We start from the raw sequence: 16,131 nt of genomic DNA, 5'->3' as shown, positions 1-16,131 counted from the left end.
GCGCATGAAAGTTTTCTTCGATGGTGATTTCATTTCATTTAATGGTATTGATTTTTTTGAGGTCGTTCATTCAAGCTCAGAAAGTATTGAATTTCAATATAAGGATTATAAAGGTGAAATTCAATGGGCTCATGTATGGCAAGTGGTTGAAGTGAAGAAAGCAGGTGATTGAATGATCATTGGAGATATTATTGTAGAGGCTGATCTACTTGTCCCAAACGAAGTACCATTAGCAGATAAAATAGTGGGGCTTAACTCATTAAATCAAGACTTTTTTAATGTAGTTAAGATCCCCAAATATGCTGTCTTTACGCCGGTTAAGGATCAGTCAGCCTACACATTGAGTAGTTATATACGATTGAAAAATATTGATATTGTGACGGTTGGCGTAGTCAAATACCACGAGTTACTTCCGTCAGCAGCTAACCCCATCCAGAACACCTACACCTTTGACGACAGCACACATATCCTTACCTTACGTCCTGCGCCGTATGCAACCGGCTTACAGGGCGTTTTACGTTACTCCAGGATCGCAACTACCACGTTTACATCAGGCGTGCTGACGGCGGTCCCAGACGCTCCAGAAGAGTACCACTGGTCCTTCTATGTGGGCCTAGCTGCTTATCTCGCTGCCGCCATGGACGATACAGGCAAAGCCGCAACCTACGAGAGCCAATACCGCAATGCATGGGCGCAGGCGGCTACACAATACGCAGGGGTGACCGCCAATGTCTAACTATGTACCGCGCAAGCCTACCGAGTATCAGCCGCTGGAGGGCATACAGGAGCCGATCAGCATCAGGCAGTGGCAGGGGCTGAACACCTTTGACCCGTATAGCGTCTCAGACTCGCAACTCACCGATATGTCCAATATGAGTACCATCGATTACCCGGCTCTCTCTGTGAGACCGGGTTTTTCGGTTCTCGGTACGTTCGGCACTCGCATATTGGGTATGAGCGCCTGGAAGAGTGAGCTGCACATTATCGCAAATGATGGGACCTGGCGCAAATGGAACGGCAGCACATGGACAACGCTGCTAACTGGACTCAGTACAACCCTGGAATGGTCATTCACTGTATTTCAAGGAAACCTTGATGATATCAACCTGATCGGTGCAAACGGCTCTGTAACGAAGCGCTACGATGGCTCTACGGTGGTTGACTTGGCTGGCGCACCTGCCGGACTGAAGTACATCACCACGTACTCCAATCGTCTATGGGGAGCCGTGGGCAAGGAGTTACACGCCTGCGCGCTGGATCAACCGGAATCATGGGCAGACTTCAGCGGTACGGACGAGGACAGCTATGTGAAGGACATGGAATCGACTCGCGGCGAGGATATCAATTTCCTCTCTGGATCATTGTCCCGGATGACCATCGGTATGAAGAACAGCATCCACGAGCTATACGGGGATCTGCCGTCTAACTTCCAGGTCAAGCTTATTGTGGACGGTGTGGGCATCATTAACAACAAGGCGTCAGCCACACAAGAAGGAATCATGCGCATTATGGACGAACGGACCATATACGACTACGCCGGGGGGAACCTGCCGAATGCGGAGTTCTCGCAGATCGTAGGCAAATACCTTGCTGCAATGGATACCAGCGTTGCGGCAGGAGCAGAACCGGACACATTGTATTTCCGGACACACACGAATGAAATTATGGTGTATGACTCCCGGACTGGCGTAAATTGCTGGAGCCGGTGGGGAAACATCGACCCTACGTTCTTCTATGTCCTGGACGATGTGATGTATATCGGAGATTCGTCAGGCCGTGTGCTAAAGTTAGACACCTCCACAAGCGATGCAGGAACGCCTATAAGCTGGTCTTTCATCACCAAGCCATTTACCAACCCTACCATGTCGCGGCGGCAGAGATGGATTAAGATGTGGCTGTACGCTGAGATTCCGGTAGGCACCACGATCAACGTCTATCTGTCCACCACCAAAGACGGCAACGACTTCAACTTGGTTCATACCGCGTCCGGCACAGGCTCAGGTGTGGAGCGTATCATCATCCCGGTGCGCAGCGTGGTCTTGGAAAATACGGTCCGCGTCAAGATCACCGGCACAGGCCCGGCAAAAATACATGAGCTTGTACGCCAAGTGCGGCAGCTCTCACTATTTTAGGAGGTTCACATGGGAATCTGGAAAATGACACAACTGAAAGCACCGCCACTCACCGAAGATGCGGCAGAGCTGCGGAAGTATCTGCTGTACCTGTCCAATCAAATTGCGTCCATGCTGAAGGACCTGGATTTCACGCTCAACGGCGATGTGGATTTCCGCAATGTTCGGGCCAAGTCCATAAAGGCAGACCGGCTGAATGTCGATGAACTGTCCGCCATTACCGCCAATATGGGTAAACTCACATCCGGGGAGATTTACGGAGCCTATATTGCTACCCGGGAGGCTGCTTACCCACGGGCTGAGATGAGCAATACCAATGACTTGTTCGCTACTTATTATGATGCTGACAATTACATCAAATATGTAGCTGACTACACTGGTGCACCAGCTATTGAATTTTATACTGCTGGAACACTACGTGCTAGGTTCAGTACATTATTGGGCGGCCTGCAAATCGACTCTCCTTTGGGTACTAATTTAGACGGGACAAACCGTTTTCAAGATTGGACAAAAGTCCGAAATTCTGCAACAGGCAGAACGCTTCAGCAAGACCTTGATGATATTGACAGCAACATTGTTGCTCTTTCTTCTTTATATGACAGCTTGAATGCCAGAGTTACTGCACTGGAAGGCCCTTAACGTAAAGCGAACACTGTGGTATATTGGTGGAAAATGGTACGAAAAGGGAGAAGATTATGAAAAAATATATTGTTGGATTCCTGGCCGGGACTGTATTTGCCATATCTGCTACGGCGTTCGCTGACACAATTCCAAGTTTGATCGGAAAAAAGGTGCAGGCACAATACACGGTCGAGGTAAACGGGAAGATTTTAAACACAGTAGTAGTAGATGGTAGCAACTATGCCCCTGTTCGCGCATTTAGTGAAGCTGCTGGTTACGATATCACTGCTGAAGGCAAAAATGTTAAGTTGAGCGAGGTGAAAGCAGTGGATTCAATTAAGCCATTACCAACCTTTAAATACACCAAGGATGAACTTGAAAAAGAAATAAAATATTACGAAAACATGATACAAGGAAATCAAGAAGCTATTGATCGAGTAAAAGAATTAGTTGCATCCGGTAAATATTCAGATGCTGAGTTATCAGATGTACAAAATAGATTGGAAAGATCCGAGAAAGATTTAGTGAGTGATAAGGCTAGGTTGGCAGAACTCCAAGCCCAACTAGCAGAGATGATACAAAAATAATCAAAAAGTATTGCCTACGGGTGGTACAATTGAGGTAACACAATAGATCGGACAAGAGGACTCCATTCGGGGTCCTTTTTGCATGCCAAAGGAGGGTTAGCATGTCCAGTATATTCAACTCAGAAGGATGGAAGAAAGCGGTAAACACCTACAAAAACAATCAGACCGCGACTAAGACGGTAATGCCAACCGGAGCGATCGGCGCACTAGCCAGCAGGCCTACGACTCCTCAGCCGATGGGTTTACCGCCAGCAGCCGTTAAAGCTGCCAACAACGTGCGGGCAGGCGTCCCTGCGGCCCCTACCGTGCCAGCAGCAGCGACCGCAGCCGCACAGAGGATGGTAACCGCAACATCAGCACAGCCGCGCACAGAACAGGCGCTGTCAGCACAGGCCAACCTTGTCAACACGCCGTTCAACTATGACCCGACAACAGACCCTTTATATCAATCAGCAGTCAAGGCAGCGCAACAAACACTTGGTGTAAATCAGAAAAATACAAACGCTCAATTACGTGCTACTGGACAGGGCAAATCATCTTACTCTGAGACAGTTGCTAATCAACTGGCCCACCAGAGTGAGGAGAACTTAGCTAACAACGTTCTTCCGATATATGCACAGAAGGCCTACCAGCAGTACCAGGACAGTATAGGCAACCAGCGTAACCTGTACAACGACTACAACCAGCAGGACTTCCAGAACCCGATTTCAGAAGCGAATGTTACCGGTAACTATATGCCTGCTGAAGCAATGACAGCCTATAAGCAACTGTTAGCCAATAAGCAGGAAGCGGAGGCACCAACGATCACACGTGAGCAGCGCGCGGCCCTCAGCAGCGAGACGAACGCGCTACGTGACACGCTGAAGCGTCTGGGCATTGATATCAGCGGACTGGGCGCGGATAAGACAGCAGCGCAGGCAGGTACAGTTAATCCTGGTATCCGCACACTCGCAGGTCAGGCACAGGATCAATCTGCTAAGAGCGCTAACCTGGACGCAGCCACAGTCGTGTCCAACATGACGGGCAAAGTGATCACACCACAGACGGACTGGCAGGGGCTTGTGAGACAGGCGAACGATCCGAACACACCTCTGAATGCAAATCAGAGAAACACAGAGTTCGGTCAGAATTACCAACTGGAACAATTCGCTTACTCCAAGGCACGTGACGCCATCTCTGACAAGCAATGGCAGGCTAAGTTTGATTATGACAAAAATCAGGGCGGGCTGGATTATGCGCTTCGTAAGCTATCTGAAGAGAATCAAACGGCGTATCAGCAAGCAAATCTGGCGCTGTCGCAGGATGATAATGCTCGGCAATGGGTGGCATTGGATTATGAGCAGTCACAAGGCTCCGGAAGCAAAGCTTCAGGACTATCACCAAACCAAATCTTAAGCAGCATGCAGAGTCTCTATACGGAACCTACGTATTCTACTGATCCTGACACAGGAGAGCAAAAGAAAACCGGCGATAAAATAACGACAGATCCGGCCAAACGTAAGCAGATGTTTGAATCTGTCGTTGATTACGGCCTAAGTGACGCAGAGACCAATCAAATTCTTTTATCACTTGGGATGAATAAAAAAGAAATTGATTCACTGGTGAAAAGCTACTCGGGAAACTGAGTAGCCCCACGGCCAGCGCTAGTGGGGCTAAACTGAACAGTAATTTGGGTGGAAGTCTTAAGAATACTGGTGATATTTTCGCTTCAGTCGGTGCAAAATATGGCATAGATCCTGCACTATTGGCAGCTATAGCAGTACATGAAACTGGTAACGGAACCAGTAATGCCGTGAGGAATAAAAATAATGTTGGCGGGATGATGGGAAAGAACGGATTAATGACGTTTGACAGCATCGAGCAGGGAATTGATAAGATGGCATCTAACCTTAAACGAAACTACTTCGATAAAGGATTGACTACCATTGAGCAGATTCAGAGGAAGTATGCTCCAAATGGTGCAGCAAATGACCCGACAAACTTAAATAGTTACTGGGTCAGTGGTGTAAGCAAGTACTACAAGCAGTTTGGGGGTAAATAGATGGCTACTTTTGATGCGGTTCGTAATCGCCAAAGGGGAGAGGAAGCTAAACAGCGAGTGCTGTCACGCACCTATGCACCCAAAGAGGAACAGCAAGAAAGCGCATTTTCTGCCGTCAGAAATCGAAGCATCGTAGATCCTCCAGTTCCAGAAGATACGAGAGCAAGAGATCTGCTCAAATCAACCTTGGAAAGTGTGGGAGTAGGATCACCGGCACCTTTTCCCAAAGCCGAACCGATAGACTTCATGGCAGACCAAGCCAAAAAGAAGAAAATCGAAGCATTCCAAGGGAAACTCCCGGCGCCATCTGCGCTTAATATTCCGGTTACGGCTCTACAGACTCAATTGCAGGGCCGTCTGCCGGTGGCGAGTGCTTTAAATCAAACTGGTGGCGGTCCGGCGGATGCATCACACAATCAGTTAAGGACAGAATATGACATTCGCGATAAGGCAATAGACGAAACAAATATTCCTGAAGCCTTGAAATATCCTTCAAGAGCGCTGAACACACTGGCCTTCGGTAACCCCGTAGGCCGTTTTATTTCTAACTCCTTATCTGGTAACTCCGGTGTGACTCAGCGGGACTCTACCGGCAGCGCTGCGGCTGACAAGGTGTCGGATGTAATCAATCAGCTGGTGACTCCGTTTATTACTCCATCTGGCGCTCCGGTAGGCTCAGGCTTTAACGCTGCTCCCTATGAAGCTGCGGGTAAGCTGCTGAACACTGGTAAGGGAATGAAGGTTACAAACGCACTATCTAAACTAATACCAAAGGCTAGCCCGGGAACAGCGAATAATATCGCCCGTGTCGGACTTACTGAAGGCTTGGCAGGAACAGCACAGAACGTTGCTGCCGGCCTGATGAATCAACAGGATAGTAACAAGGATATTGCGACCAATGCATTGATTGGTGGTGTGGCTGGTCTGGGGTTAGGACTAGCTGGCGGCGCGGTGCGTCCTGCGCTTGATCGGTTTGCTGCTGTTCGTGCGGCCAGGAAAGTTACCCCGGCTGAGACTCCAGCAGCGGCCACAGTTGAACCAGTTGCACCGATGGATACAACACCAGTTAACAATCCAATAAATGATGCTGAAATGCCTCTCAACCGTGAACAAATCATCAGTCGTAAATACATGAACGATGAAAAGTTAACCCCGGAAGAAATAGACTTCATGGTTAGTGACGAATGGAACCCTGAAAATCTGAATTCTAAAAATAATACTATTGCTCAACTAGCTGAACCAAATCCAGCGACACCTGATACTGTGCCAGAACTTGTACCTGCGGTTAAAACGGAGATCCAGGAAGTCGATGAAGCCATCCAAGCTGCTAACCAGCCCAATATTAGGGATAAGGTGTATTCGTACCTTGATGAGGCAGAGAAGGCAGCTAGAGAACGAATCTCCAAGCGCAAAGGTAACTTGAATTCAAGCCCTCTACCGGAATGGGGAGACTATGCGATAATCATGGCTTCTAAACTCGGAAAGAAAACGATCAAAGCTGTCAATTTCGCGGATGAACTAGTCAAAGAGTTTGGCGAGGATATGCGCCCTCATGCAGAAAAAATCCTGCGAATGAGCCGTGAAGTGATACGTAAGCAGGAACGTTTAGCGAGCAAGGAAGGGTTAGCAGCATCCGAATTTAACGCCAAGCCTGAAGGGGACGCAGCATCATTTGCTGAGAAGATCAGCCGAAACGCACCAAAGAAGTCAACTCCGTTCGCGGAACGCTGGCAGAAGTGGCGTACTCAGACCACGGACGACCTAGCAGCCCTGGAGACTGTTGAAAAGAACGTTCGCGGAGGAAAGGTAGCCAGCGCTGAAGATAGCCTGTATAAGGCAGCTAGGATGTTCAAAGGCGCACCGGAACGAGCCAGTCAGATTGTGCAGGACAGGCTGGGATCGGTAATCAATAAAGTGGAAAAGGCCGGTAACTCCGTGGATGACCTGGAACTGTACGCACTTGCCAAACACGCGAAGGATGTCAATGCAGCAGGGTATAAATCCGGGTTCACCAACCAGGAAATTAAGTCCATCCTGGATGAATTCGGATCGGAGGAAATGGCAGCTGCACAACAGGAACTGGTGAAGGTGAACCGCGACATGCTGAAGGAATTGGTGGACAGCGGCGTGGTTTCAAAGGAACTCTATGAAGTCCTGGGGGATCGGTGGAAGAACTATATTCCACTGTTCCGTGAAATGGATAATGAAAAGGTAGGATTCGGCGGCGGTTTATCAAGCGCCCTTGCTAATGTCACCAGCCCTATCAAAGCACTACAGGGATCAGAGCGTAAGGTTATCGCTCCACTGGAAAACATGGTGAAGAACATATTCCAAAGCGTGAATGCAGCTGAAAGGAACAAAGTTTCTACCCAGTTAGTAAAGCTTGCTGAGAAAGATGTTACTAAGAAATTTATCCGTAAAATTGAAGACAAGCACTATGTAACTGTAAGGAAAAATGGTGAATACTCAACTTATGAAGTGGAACCTAGCGTCTTTGAGAAAATACCTGAAATGGATAAGGCAGCAAAACACGAACTAGCTGCTAGAATTTCTGGTGATGAGCAGGCTACTTTCACAAGAACATCTTCTATTCCTGAGAATGTAGACAGAAAAAATGTGGTTTACGCAAAAATAAACGGTGAGAAAGTGAGTTATGAGGTGCAACCAGAGGTATACAAAGCGCTGATGAACCTGGACCAAGAGTCCAGCAACACGCTGATGAACGTTCTTTCCAAGCCTGCCAGCCTGCTGCGTGCCGGTGCTACCTTAACACCTGAGTTCGCGCTGCGGAACCCGATCCGCGACATTAACAATGCCTTTGTTGTCTCAGAGAGTGGATTCAACCCCATCACTGATTTTGGTGCCGGTCTGATCCAGACAATCAAGAAGGGACCTTTGTACAAAGACTGGATTGACAACCTGGGAGCCTACGGCAACACGCTGTCATTGGACAGAAACGTACACAAAAAAGCTTTGGAAACCGTTCTGAAGCAGCCTAATTCAAAAAAGTTTGTCAATATCGTGAATGGTAAATCGTTGATTGGGCTGCTGAGGGCCATTTCAGACACCACAGAATCTGCAACGAAGGTCGGAGAGTACCGGGCAGCACTTCGTTCCGGCGCCAGCAAGCAAGAGGCAGCGTACCGATCTCGGGATCTGATGGACTTCGCCCGGGCAGGATCAAGCATCCGGCCAACAAATAAAATTGTGGCTTTCCTGAATGCCAATATTCAGGGTAAATCCAAACTTGTTAGAGCCATCAAAAACGATTGGGTGGGCGTTACTACCCGTGGATTTGCTTCAGTTACCGTTCCGACCATTGGTATCTTTGCACTTAATCATATGTTGGGGAATGATGCCCAAAAAGCAACGATCAGCAACGCCCCGGACTGGATGAAAGATTCCTTCTGGTTGATGGCTATTCCTGGAACCGATACGGTGGCCCGGATACCAAAGCCGTTCGATCTGGCGACCATATTTGCTAACCTGCCTGAGAAGGCCCTATCCTACACCCTAGAAAAGGACCCTGAAGCATTTGATGGATATGTCCGGCGGTCGATCAAAAGTAATGCTTTACCCACACAAATATCTGGTATCCTGCCAATCATTGAGGGAATGGCTAACTATTCATTTTTCAAAGAAGGAACTATCATCCCCCGGGCAGAGCAGGGATTACAGTTTAAAGACCAGTACGACCCGGTTCGTACGACATCTACGGCCCGGATTATCGCGGGAGGCGTGGAAAAGCTGACCGGCGGTAAGGGATCTTTCAAGAACTTCAGCTCACCGCGAGTAATCGACAATACGATTCAGGGGTTGACGGCCGGACTCGGTAAATATGCTACTGATGCCATTGATATTCTGCTTAATGAAACTGGAGCATACGAACGCACCACGAAGCCAGCAAAGTCTATTGAGCAGGCGCCGTTTACCCGTTCCTTCCTAGTTGATCCTAATCAGGGCGGCAAGGCGATGGATAAGTTTTATATGAAGAAAGACGAGCTCACCAAGGAAAAGGCATCTGCCAAACTGAACAAGATTCCATTCAAAAAGCAAGGAGATCTGGAGCGCATTAATAACGTTTCGGAGGCAGTGAGCAACATTAACAAATCAATTAAGGCCATCGAGCGCGGGCCCCTCTCTGGCAAACAAAAGCAGTTGAAGATTGAGCCACTGATTAAACGCCGGAACGACTTGGTGCAGCGTATCACACAAAGCCTGAAGGACAACAAATAATGAAGAACCTCATCCAGTATGACGAAACCGAATTTCAAGACGGCCTAAACGTCTGGGCGCTGGACTGGATCACGCACCTATACGGGGCAGAGATGGCGGAGTTACTAGACCCGGAGGTGGTGCCGATAGATGTGGGGAGCCGTGGACACACTCTACGACCTGATTTACTTCGTACTTCGTAACTTAAAAGATTTTCGATGGGAGGCCCTTATAGGGTACTCCCTTTATTTATTGGGCAAACGATCGGGCATGAAGATGTTCCGCAAGTTCCTGGTCACTCATTTCAAATACCTGGAGGATGAGGATTCCCAGTGGCGATATTACGTAAACAAGCAACTCGTAAAGCTAGGCGCACCACCGTTCATCCCAAAGAAACAGTATGTTGGCAATGGGAAGCGATTAAAGAAACGGGCAGCGAAGAACTTAATTACATCATCGACATTATCACAGGGGGCAGACGCCCCGGAAAGGCGGTACCCGATGAAGACGGATGTGACGGCTGTAATTGATGGTGGACATGGCAAAAAAGATCCTGGTGGTAACGGATACACCGGAAAGCTTGAAAAGGACTTTAATCTTGCAGTGGCGCTGAAGATCAACGAGCTGCTGAAAAAGAACTCGAGCATTAATGTAATCCTCACGCGCTCAACGGACGTATTTGTGGAGCTTGTAGACCGCGCCAAGATCGCTAATAAAGCAAAGGCGGACGTATTCTTGTCCATTCACGCTAACGCGGGAGAACCCAGCGCTAAAGGCTCTGAGACGCTGTACACGAAGGATATGGACAAACCATTTGCGACCATCATCCATAAGTATCTGATGTCCGTCACAGGCCTTACAGACCGCAAATGTCGGTACAAAAACCTATCGGTATGCCGTAACACACAGATGCCGGCTGCACTGATCGAGCCGGGATTTTTGACCAATCCCGCAGAAGAGGAATTGCTCTTTAATGAAGAGTTTCAAAACAAACTGGCTGTAGCAATGGCTCAAGGTATCTGTGAGTACCTGGGCGTACAGTACGGAGTGAGAGTTACCCCGGCCGGAACATACCCGGTAGATGTGTTGCTGAATGATGTGCCGTACGAGGGCCTGCTGATTGAGGGCAAGAGCTGGATTCCAGCCAAACTAATCCTGAACGCCCTGGGTGCTCGCTGGTCCTATGCACTGCGGAGCATCTATGTGGGCGACACCAAAGTCGATACGAAGAACTACGATGGTACCAGCTACATCAAAGGGACGGACCTGCGGGACCTCGGCGTAGTTCGTAATGTATTTCTGGACCCAGATGCTGTTAACACCAAACGCGTACTCATTTATCCCAAGGAGGGTTAAACCATGAATGAACTGCTTGCACAAGTGATGGTCTTGGCTTCTGCGTTGTCTGCGATTGTCGTTGCGCTGCTGAATTTGATCAAGTCCACTGTCACCCTGCCCAAGAACCTTATCCCTATCATGGGTCTTGTGGTTGGCCTGCTGGCCGGAGCTGCGGCATATATCTTCACCGACCTATCCCTGGCTCCACGGTTGTGGGCTGGGGCATTTGCAGGACTGTCTGCCACCGGGCTGTTTGAGCTATTCAAGAACAACCCGGGAACTACCGGAAATTCTGATCAGTAGAAAGAGGCCATCCTTAACCGGGTGGCCTTTTTCACTTTATATATAGAAGAAAACCACATTATCGTGTGTGTATTGATATCTATGGATTTCCCTATCACAACGACCCTATGCTGGACTATGCTGCAAGGCAGGTCTGCAAGCCCGGTGGACGATTCATCCTACTCTCCGCCACGCCGCCTGCGGAGCTGCAGCGTCTTGCCCGCTCCGGCAGATTGCCGCATGCAAGGGTCCCGGTCCGCTTTCACGGCCATCCCTTGCCGGTTCCGCGCCATATACGGATACCGCCGCTTCATCGCTGCCTGAAGCATGGCAGAATTCCGGCAGGACTGCGTTCAGTGCTGCAGCGGTCCCTTGACCGTAAGGCGCAGATCTTCCTCTTTGTCTCACGAATTGCCCATATCGAGGGGCTGCTACAGCTGCTGCGGCGGATGTTTCCCGGGATTTCGATTGAGGGTACTTCCTCTCAAGATCCGGGCAGAGCAGAGAAGGTACTGAAATTCCGCGATCGTACCATCTCATTGCTGGTGACGACAACGATTCTGGAGCGTGGGGTCACGGTACCGCATAGTGATGTATTTATTCTGGATGCGGACAGCGGACTATTTGATGAGGCGGCCTTAGTACAGATGGCGGGCCGGGCGGGCCGCTCCAAGGATGATCCGGCAGGCAACGTCATCTTTGCTTCAGCAGAGTGGAGCCGCTCACAGCGCGCCGCCATATCGCAGATCCGCAGTATGAACGCCACCGCCCGCAGACAGGGATATCTGAAGTCTTAATGATTTTGTGAGGATTCCTTGGAAATAGCTGTGAATGCCCGGCTCCCCTCATTTTGAATGCTATACATGCTGAACTTTGATCTCCACACACCATATTTTACAAGGAGGATTACCATGCGCTCCCTAACCTCATGGATGAAGCAAGCCCGCTCCCTAATCTCGCCTTCACAGCCGGAATGCCTGTTTTGCGGCCGCAGAGGCCGTCCTTCCCCCGACTGGCCCGGAATCTGCGTACACTGCCAGAGCGGCATTCCATGGATTCGCGTTCCCCGGTGCCAGACCTGCGGGCGTCACGTGGGCTGTCCCGATTGCAGCCGCAGCCATGCATCCATACCAATTGTGTGCAACCGGAGTGCAGTAGCCTACACCAGTGAAATGCGAGAAATACTAGGCCAGTATAAATACAGAGGGAATGAGCGGCTCGCGCCCCTGCTCGGCTGGATGCTGGACAGGGCATACGCGCTGCTGCAACAAGAACAGAGTGGACAACAACTGAGAGAAGCGTTACAAAGTAACTTTTTTAGTAAACCATTCCCGATATGGCATTCAAAGCTTCGTATGCGTTCTAACCTATGGCAAGCCGACCTGCTGGTCCCTGTACCGGTGAGCACTGTCCGCCTGTCCGAGCGGGGCTTCAATCAGGCGGAGCGGCTGGCGGAAGTAGTATCCCTGCGCAGAGGAATCCCTCAGCTCCCGCTGCTGGTCCGCACCCATCACACTGCCAAGCAGAGCTTCAAAAGCAGAAGGGAACGGCTGGCCGATATGAAGCATGCTTTTGCCGGGACTACAGATTCGGCGGTTCTGCAAAGTCTGAATGAACACCTGCATTCCCGAGCGTCGCACAAGCTTGAACAGCACCCTCTGCGAATCATTATTGTTGATGATATCTACACTACTGGGAGTACGATTCGTGCCTGTGCGGAAGCTCTTCAGCAGCTCTGCCGCAGCCAGAATTGCCCTGCTGAGATCTACTCTCTGACCTGGGCGCGTTCCTAGCAGCTGCCGCTGCTCTGGAATTCAATAAAACCGCTTCCCTGACCGATACTAAACATAGACGGATCTTCGGCGATCATGTAATCTTAGTAGCATAAGCGATTCATGAGTTGTGCAGAATGATAGAAGGGAGCCGCGGTAGATATGAATGTAGACAATTGTCCGAGATGCGGCCGGTTATATGTCAAGAACCTGATGAACCTTTGCCAGCCCTGCATCAAAGAGCTAGAGCATGAGTATGAAATCTGTGTAGAATACTTACGCAAAAATAGAGGCACCAACATACAGGAACTGTCCGATGCCACCGATATTTCCATCAAGGAAATCACACGTTTTATCCGGGAGGGACGGATTTCCATAGCCAATGCGCCCAATATGATGTACCCTTGCGAGGTATGCGGAACCCTGATCCGGGAAGGGCATATGTGTGACAGCTGCCGCAGCCGTCTGACCAAGGACCTGGCCAATGCGGCCAAGGATAGTGCGGACTCAAGTGCTCCCAAGAAGGCTCCAGATGGCGCTTACCGCGCGGTGGACAAGTTCCGCAACTAAACAATTCTGCAAAAAAACGCTTGCAGCTATAAAGAATGTTTCAACAGGGGCCGATAAACTTAGTAAAGATTATCGGCTTTTTTATTACAGAAGGAAGGTGAAGTTATGAAAATTAACGATGCCGGACGAATCAATGCGATTAATCCATACCAACGAAGTGCGGAATCGCAAAGGCAGGAACAGATGAAGAAAAGTACACGCAAGGATGAGGTATCGATTTCGGATGAAGCTATCAAGCTGCTTCAGGCACAGAAGAGCGGGAAGATTGACACTGAACGTGCGAACAAGATCGAGAGCCTGAAACAGCAAGTATCCGCAGGTACCTACCAGGTTGACGCAGCCAAGCTCGCTGAGACACTCGCCCCCTACTTTAAGCAATCCTCCGAGAATTAGGTGAACACACCCATGGCACTTACAACATTATTAGAATTGCTTGAGCGGCTGGACGAGGCGCATGTGCAGATGCTGGATCTGGCCGCAGTCAAGAAACAGACCATTATGGACAACAAGGTAGAGGGTCTTATTGATATCCTGAACCGCGAGTCCAAGCTGATGAAGGTGATCGGACAGCTGGAAGAACGGCGTGCAGAAGCGGCCTTCGAGTTTTTGCAGGGGGTTGGAATCCGTTCCAATCTGAATCTGAATCTTACCGAGCTGTCCCGCCTTGTCTTTGATCCCGATGACAAATCACGCCTGCTGCAGATTCAGCAGAAGCTTTCCGGCACATTGCAGCAATTAAAAAAGGCCAATGAGCTGAACCAGAAGCTGATTGAGCAGTCGCTTACCTTTATAGATTATTCCCTGGATTTGCTGGTCGGAAGACCAAATCAGGAAATGACATACCATCATCCGTCCGACAAGGGCAGCAGTGTAACTCGGCCGGGGCTTTTTGATGCCCGTGGATAATCAGGTTATCCGCTGAGCTGCGCTCACCGCAGCAATCACAAGGGAGGAACAAGTAGCATGACATCCACATTCCACTCCATCGAGACCGCAAGACGAAGCCTGTTTACCCAGACAGCGGCGCTCAATACCACCGGCCACAACATTGCCAATGCCAACACGGAGGGGTATACCCGCCAGCGTGTGAATATGAAGGCGGCCATCCCGATTGAAGCCTATGGTATGAATAACTCGACGATGCCAGGGCAACTGGGAACAGGGGTTGAATTCAGTTCCATTGAGCGGATTCGTGAGATGTTCCTGGACGATCAATTCCGCGGGGAGAACTCGGCAAGCGGGAACTGGAGCATTCAGTCGGATACCTTAGATAAGCTGGAAGCGATTGTGAATGAGCCTTCAGATACCGGTGTCCGTATCGTGCTGGATAACTTCTGGAAATCCTGGTCGGATCTCAGTAAGAATCCGGAAGATCCCACAGCCCGCAAGATCGTCGTGCAGACAGCGCAGGCCCTCACAGATGCCATGAACTATATGAGTACACAGCTCAGCAATCTGGACCGTGATCTAAGCACCAACATTGACGTCAAGGGCAAAGAGATCCAGAGCTACCTCAGCTCGATCGCTGACCTCAATCAATCCATCTCCAAGATCGAAGGCATGGGCGACAAAGCCAATGATCTGCGCGACCAGCGCGACCTGTTGACGGACAAGCTGTCCAAGATAGCGAACATCACCATTCTGGATACAGATGCCGGATATAACATCTCTCTGGGCACGCAGCCTTTAGTTCAAGGAGCAACCGTAACTGCGGCTGTGGACAGTACGTTTCTTAATACCGCCTTCGCCTCCGGTGATTTGAAGGCCGGTGAAGCCTACGGGATGCTCTTTTCCAGAAATACTTATGTAGCAGATTACAGGAAGCAGCTCGATACGATGGCTAATACCATAGCAAATGGTGAAGTGCAGGTGACCATACCGTCAGGTTCTAACCTGCCCGCAGGAACGACTGTGCTCAAGGATTCAGAGATTATTAATGCAGATGGGACCAAAACGACTCTAACAGCAGGAAGCGCGGTACCTATCCCGTTGCCGGGTGATCTAAAAACAACAGTCAAGGGTTTGAATGGGCTCCATCAGCTGGGTTATGCCTTGAACGGGACATCGGGCCGGCCGTTCTTCACCTCTTCAGTAGCCGGGGAAGCGATCACTGCTGCCAATCTCAAGCTGAATCCGGAAATCGCTGCTGATCCCACGCTGTTTGCTACTTCCTTGCGTACTACTACAGACACCTCAGGTAATGTATCCGTAGTAAAAGGGAATAACACTCTGGCACTGCTGTTCAGCAATATGAAGGATAACAATACTTTTGCTACAGCAGATGGCACCAAGACCGGTACAGTCGGATCGTATCTTAGCTCCATGATCGGGCAATTGGGTATCCAATCCCAAGAAGCCACACGCCAGGCGAGCAACGCCGATTATCTGGTAGAGCAAGTCAATTCCCGCCGCCAATCCGTAAGCGGTGTGTCGCTGGATGAAGAAATGTCCAATATGCTCGTGTTCCAGCATGCCTACAGTGCTGCTGCGCGTTTCATGACCACCTATGATGAACTGCTTGATAAATTGATTAATTCTACCGGCACAGTCGGAAGATAATAGGAGGCACATAC

General features: G+C 49.7%; 17 protein-coding genes. 16 read left to right on the top strand and 1 reads right to left on the bottom strand.

Annotated elements, in window-relative coordinates:
• The first annotated feature begins 4 nt into the window (after positions 1–4).
• The 10 genes from MKY86_RS28675 to MKY86_RS28630 all read left to right on the top strand — a co-directional run bounded on the left by MKY86_RS28675 (position 5) and on the right by MKY86_RS28630 (position 11,237).
• Positions 5–172, top strand: a complete 168-nt coding sequence (locus MKY86_RS28675) for a hypothetical protein (protein ID WP_340827631.1) — start codon at positions 5–7, stop codon at positions 170–172.
• A complete protein-coding gene (locus MKY86_RS28670; protein ID WP_076080036.1) occupies positions 173–736 on the top strand; it encodes a phage adaptor protein in 564 nt (187 codons plus the stop codon).
• The gene (locus MKY86_RS28665; RefSeq protein ID WP_076080037.1) at positions 729–2,132 is read left to right on the top strand and encodes a hypothetical protein; all 1,404 of its coding nucleotides are present in this window, start codon (positions 729–731) and stop codon (positions 2,130–2,132) included. Before MKY86_RS28670 ends, MKY86_RS28665 begins: the two co-directional genes overlap by 8 nt.
• A gap of 9 nt (positions 2,133–2,141) precedes the next feature.
• Positions 2,142–2,771, top strand: a complete 630-nt coding sequence (locus MKY86_RS28660; RefSeq protein WP_076080038.1) for a hypothetical protein — start codon at positions 2,142–2,144, stop codon at positions 2,769–2,771.
• Between the two features lie 56 nt (positions 2,772–2,827).
• Entirely contained in the window at positions 2,828–3,340 is a 513-nt protein-coding gene (locus MKY86_RS28655; protein WP_076080039.1) for a hypothetical protein, read from the top strand.
• Positions 3,341–3,441: 101 nt separating this feature from the next.
• A complete protein-coding gene (locus tag MKY86_RS28650) occupies positions 3,442–4,965 on the top strand; it encodes a hypothetical protein (protein ID WP_076080040.1) in 1,524 nt (507 codons plus the stop codon).
• Positions 4,966–5,009: 44 nt separating this feature from the next.
• Entirely contained in the window at positions 5,010–5,381 is a 372-nt protein-coding gene (locus MKY86_RS28645) for a glucosaminidase domain-containing protein (protein WP_076080041.1), read from the top strand.
• Positions 5,382–9,617, top strand: coding sequence for an LPD38 domain-containing protein (locus tag MKY86_RS28640; protein WP_076080042.1), 4,236 nt, complete (start codon positions 5,382–5,384; stop codon positions 9,615–9,617).
• A 129-nt stretch (positions 9,618–9,746) separates the two neighbouring features.
• On the top strand, positions 9,747–10,952 hold the full coding sequence (locus tag MKY86_RS28635) for an N-acetylmuramoyl-L-alanine amidase family protein (protein WP_076080043.1): 1,206 nt from the start codon (positions 9,747–9,749) through the stop codon (positions 10,950–10,952).
• 3 nt (positions 10,953–10,955) lie between these two features.
• Complete coding sequence (locus MKY86_RS28630) at positions 10,956–11,237, top strand: holin (protein WP_076080044.1); 282 nt, start codon at positions 10,956–10,958, stop codon at positions 11,235–11,237.
• A gap of 158 nt (positions 11,238–11,395) precedes the next feature.
• Here the strand turns inward: MKY86_RS28630 and MKY86_RS28625 are convergent, their stop codons facing one another.
• Positions 11,396–11,545 carry a hypothetical protein gene (locus MKY86_RS28625; RefSeq protein ID WP_340827629.1) on the bottom strand — a complete coding sequence of 50 codons (150 nt, stop codon included), beginning with the start codon at positions 11,543–11,545 and terminating at the stop codon, positions 11,396–11,398.
• Positions 11,546–11,572: 27 nt separating this feature from the next.
• On the opposite strand from MKY86_RS28625, the gene MKY86_RS28620 reads away from it, so the two are divergent.
• From MKY86_RS28620 to flgK, 6 genes are all read left to right on the top strand, one after another.
• Positions 11,573–12,013 carry a helicase-related protein gene (locus MKY86_RS28620; protein ID WP_076080045.1) on the top strand — a complete coding sequence of 147 codons (441 nt, stop codon included), beginning with the start codon at positions 11,573–11,575 and terminating at the stop codon, positions 12,011–12,013.
• Positions 12,014–12,127: 114 nt separating this feature from the next.
• The gene (locus MKY86_RS28615; RefSeq protein WP_340827628.1) at positions 12,128–13,009 is read left to right on the top strand and encodes a ComF family protein; all 882 of its coding nucleotides are present in this window, start codon (positions 12,128–12,130) and stop codon (positions 13,007–13,009) included.
• A gap of 141 nt (positions 13,010–13,150) precedes the next feature.
• Positions 13,151–13,558, top strand: a complete 408-nt coding sequence (locus MKY86_RS28610; protein ID WP_076080046.1) for a TIGR03826 family flagellar region protein — start codon at positions 13,151–13,153, stop codon at positions 13,556–13,558.
• Positions 13,559–13,663: 105 nt separating this feature from the next.
• Positions 13,664–13,951 (top strand): flagellar biosynthesis anti-sigma factor FlgM, encoded by a 288-nt coding sequence (gene flgM, locus MKY86_RS28605; RefSeq protein ID WP_036694667.1) that lies wholly within the window; start codon positions 13,664–13,666, stop codon positions 13,949–13,951.
• 12 nt (positions 13,952–13,963) lie between these two features.
• Positions 13,964–14,464, top strand: coding sequence for a flagellar protein FlgN (locus MKY86_RS28600; protein WP_076080047.1), 501 nt, complete (start codon positions 13,964–13,966; stop codon positions 14,462–14,464).
• Between the two features lie 57 nt (positions 14,465–14,521).
• Positions 14,522–16,117: a flagellar hook-associated protein FlgK gene (gene flgK / locus MKY86_RS28595; protein WP_076080048.1), complete on the top strand. Its 1,596-nt coding sequence runs from the start codon at positions 14,522–14,524 to the stop codon at positions 16,115–16,117.
• The last annotated feature ends 14 nt before the right edge of the window (positions 16,118–16,131 follow it).

It is taken from the genome of Paenibacillus sp. FSL R7-0333 (assembly GCF_038000365.1).
Classification (GTDB): domain Bacteria; phylum Bacillota; class Bacilli; order Paenibacillales; family Paenibacillaceae; genus Paenibacillus_AQ; species Paenibacillus_AQ silagei.
Note: the sequence above shows the minus strand (reverse complement) of the source record. Positions and strands in the feature narration are given on the sequence as shown.

What these genes read in the sequence shown, in the direction of transcription:
- MKY86_RS28630 (WP_076080044.1), top strand. Translation starts at nt 10,956, where the DNA reads ATGAATGAACTGCTTGCACAAGTGATGGTCTTGGCTTCTGCGTTGTCT.
- MKY86_RS28650 (WP_076080040.1), top strand. Translation starts at nt 3,442, where the DNA reads ATGTCCAGTATATTCAACTCAGAAGGATGGAAGAAAGCGGTAAACACC.
- MKY86_RS28635 (WP_076080043.1), top strand. Translation starts at nt 9,747, where the DNA reads ATGTGGGGAGCCGTGGACACACTCTACGACCTGATTTACTTCGTACTT.
- MKY86_RS28615 (WP_340827628.1), top strand. Translation starts at nt 12,128, where the DNA reads ATGCGCTCCCTAACCTCATGGATGAAGCAAGCCCGCTCCCTAATCTCG.
- MKY86_RS28665 (WP_076080037.1), top strand. Translation starts at nt 729, where the DNA reads ATGTCTAACTATGTACCGCGCAAGCCTACCGAGTATCAGCCGCTGGAG.
- MKY86_RS28610 (WP_076080046.1), top strand. Translation starts at nt 13,151, where the DNA reads ATGAATGTAGACAATTGTCCGAGATGCGGCCGGTTATATGTCAAGAAC.
- MKY86_RS28675 (WP_340827631.1), top strand. Translation starts at nt 5, where the DNA reads ATGAAAGTTTTCTTCGATGGTGATTTCATTTCATTTAATGGTATTGAT.
- MKY86_RS28655 (WP_076080039.1), top strand. Translation starts at nt 2,828, where the DNA reads ATGAAAAAATATATTGTTGGATTCCTGGCCGGGACTGTATTTGCCATA.
- MKY86_RS28600 (WP_076080047.1), top strand. Translation starts at nt 13,964, where the DNA reads ATGGCACTTACAACATTATTAGAATTGCTTGAGCGGCTGGACGAGGCG.
- flgM (WP_036694667.1), top strand. Translation starts at nt 13,664, where the DNA reads ATGAAAATTAACGATGCCGGACGAATCAATGCGATTAATCCATACCAA.
- MKY86_RS28660 (WP_076080038.1), top strand. Translation starts at nt 2,142, where the DNA reads ATGGGAATCTGGAAAATGACACAACTGAAAGCACCGCCACTCACCGAA.
- MKY86_RS28625 (WP_340827629.1), bottom strand. Translation starts at nt 11,545, where the DNA reads ATGCTTCAGGCAGCGATGAAGCGGCGGTATCCGTATATGGCGCGGAAC.
- flgK (WP_076080048.1), top strand. Translation starts at nt 14,522, where the DNA reads ATGACATCCACATTCCACTCCATCGAGACCGCAAGACGAAGCCTGTTT.
- MKY86_RS28670 (WP_076080036.1), top strand. Translation starts at nt 173, where the DNA reads ATGATCATTGGAGATATTATTGTAGAGGCTGATCTACTTGTCCCAAAC.
- MKY86_RS28640 (WP_076080042.1), top strand. Translation starts at nt 5,382, where the DNA reads ATGGCTACTTTTGATGCGGTTCGTAATCGCCAAAGGGGAGAGGAAGCT.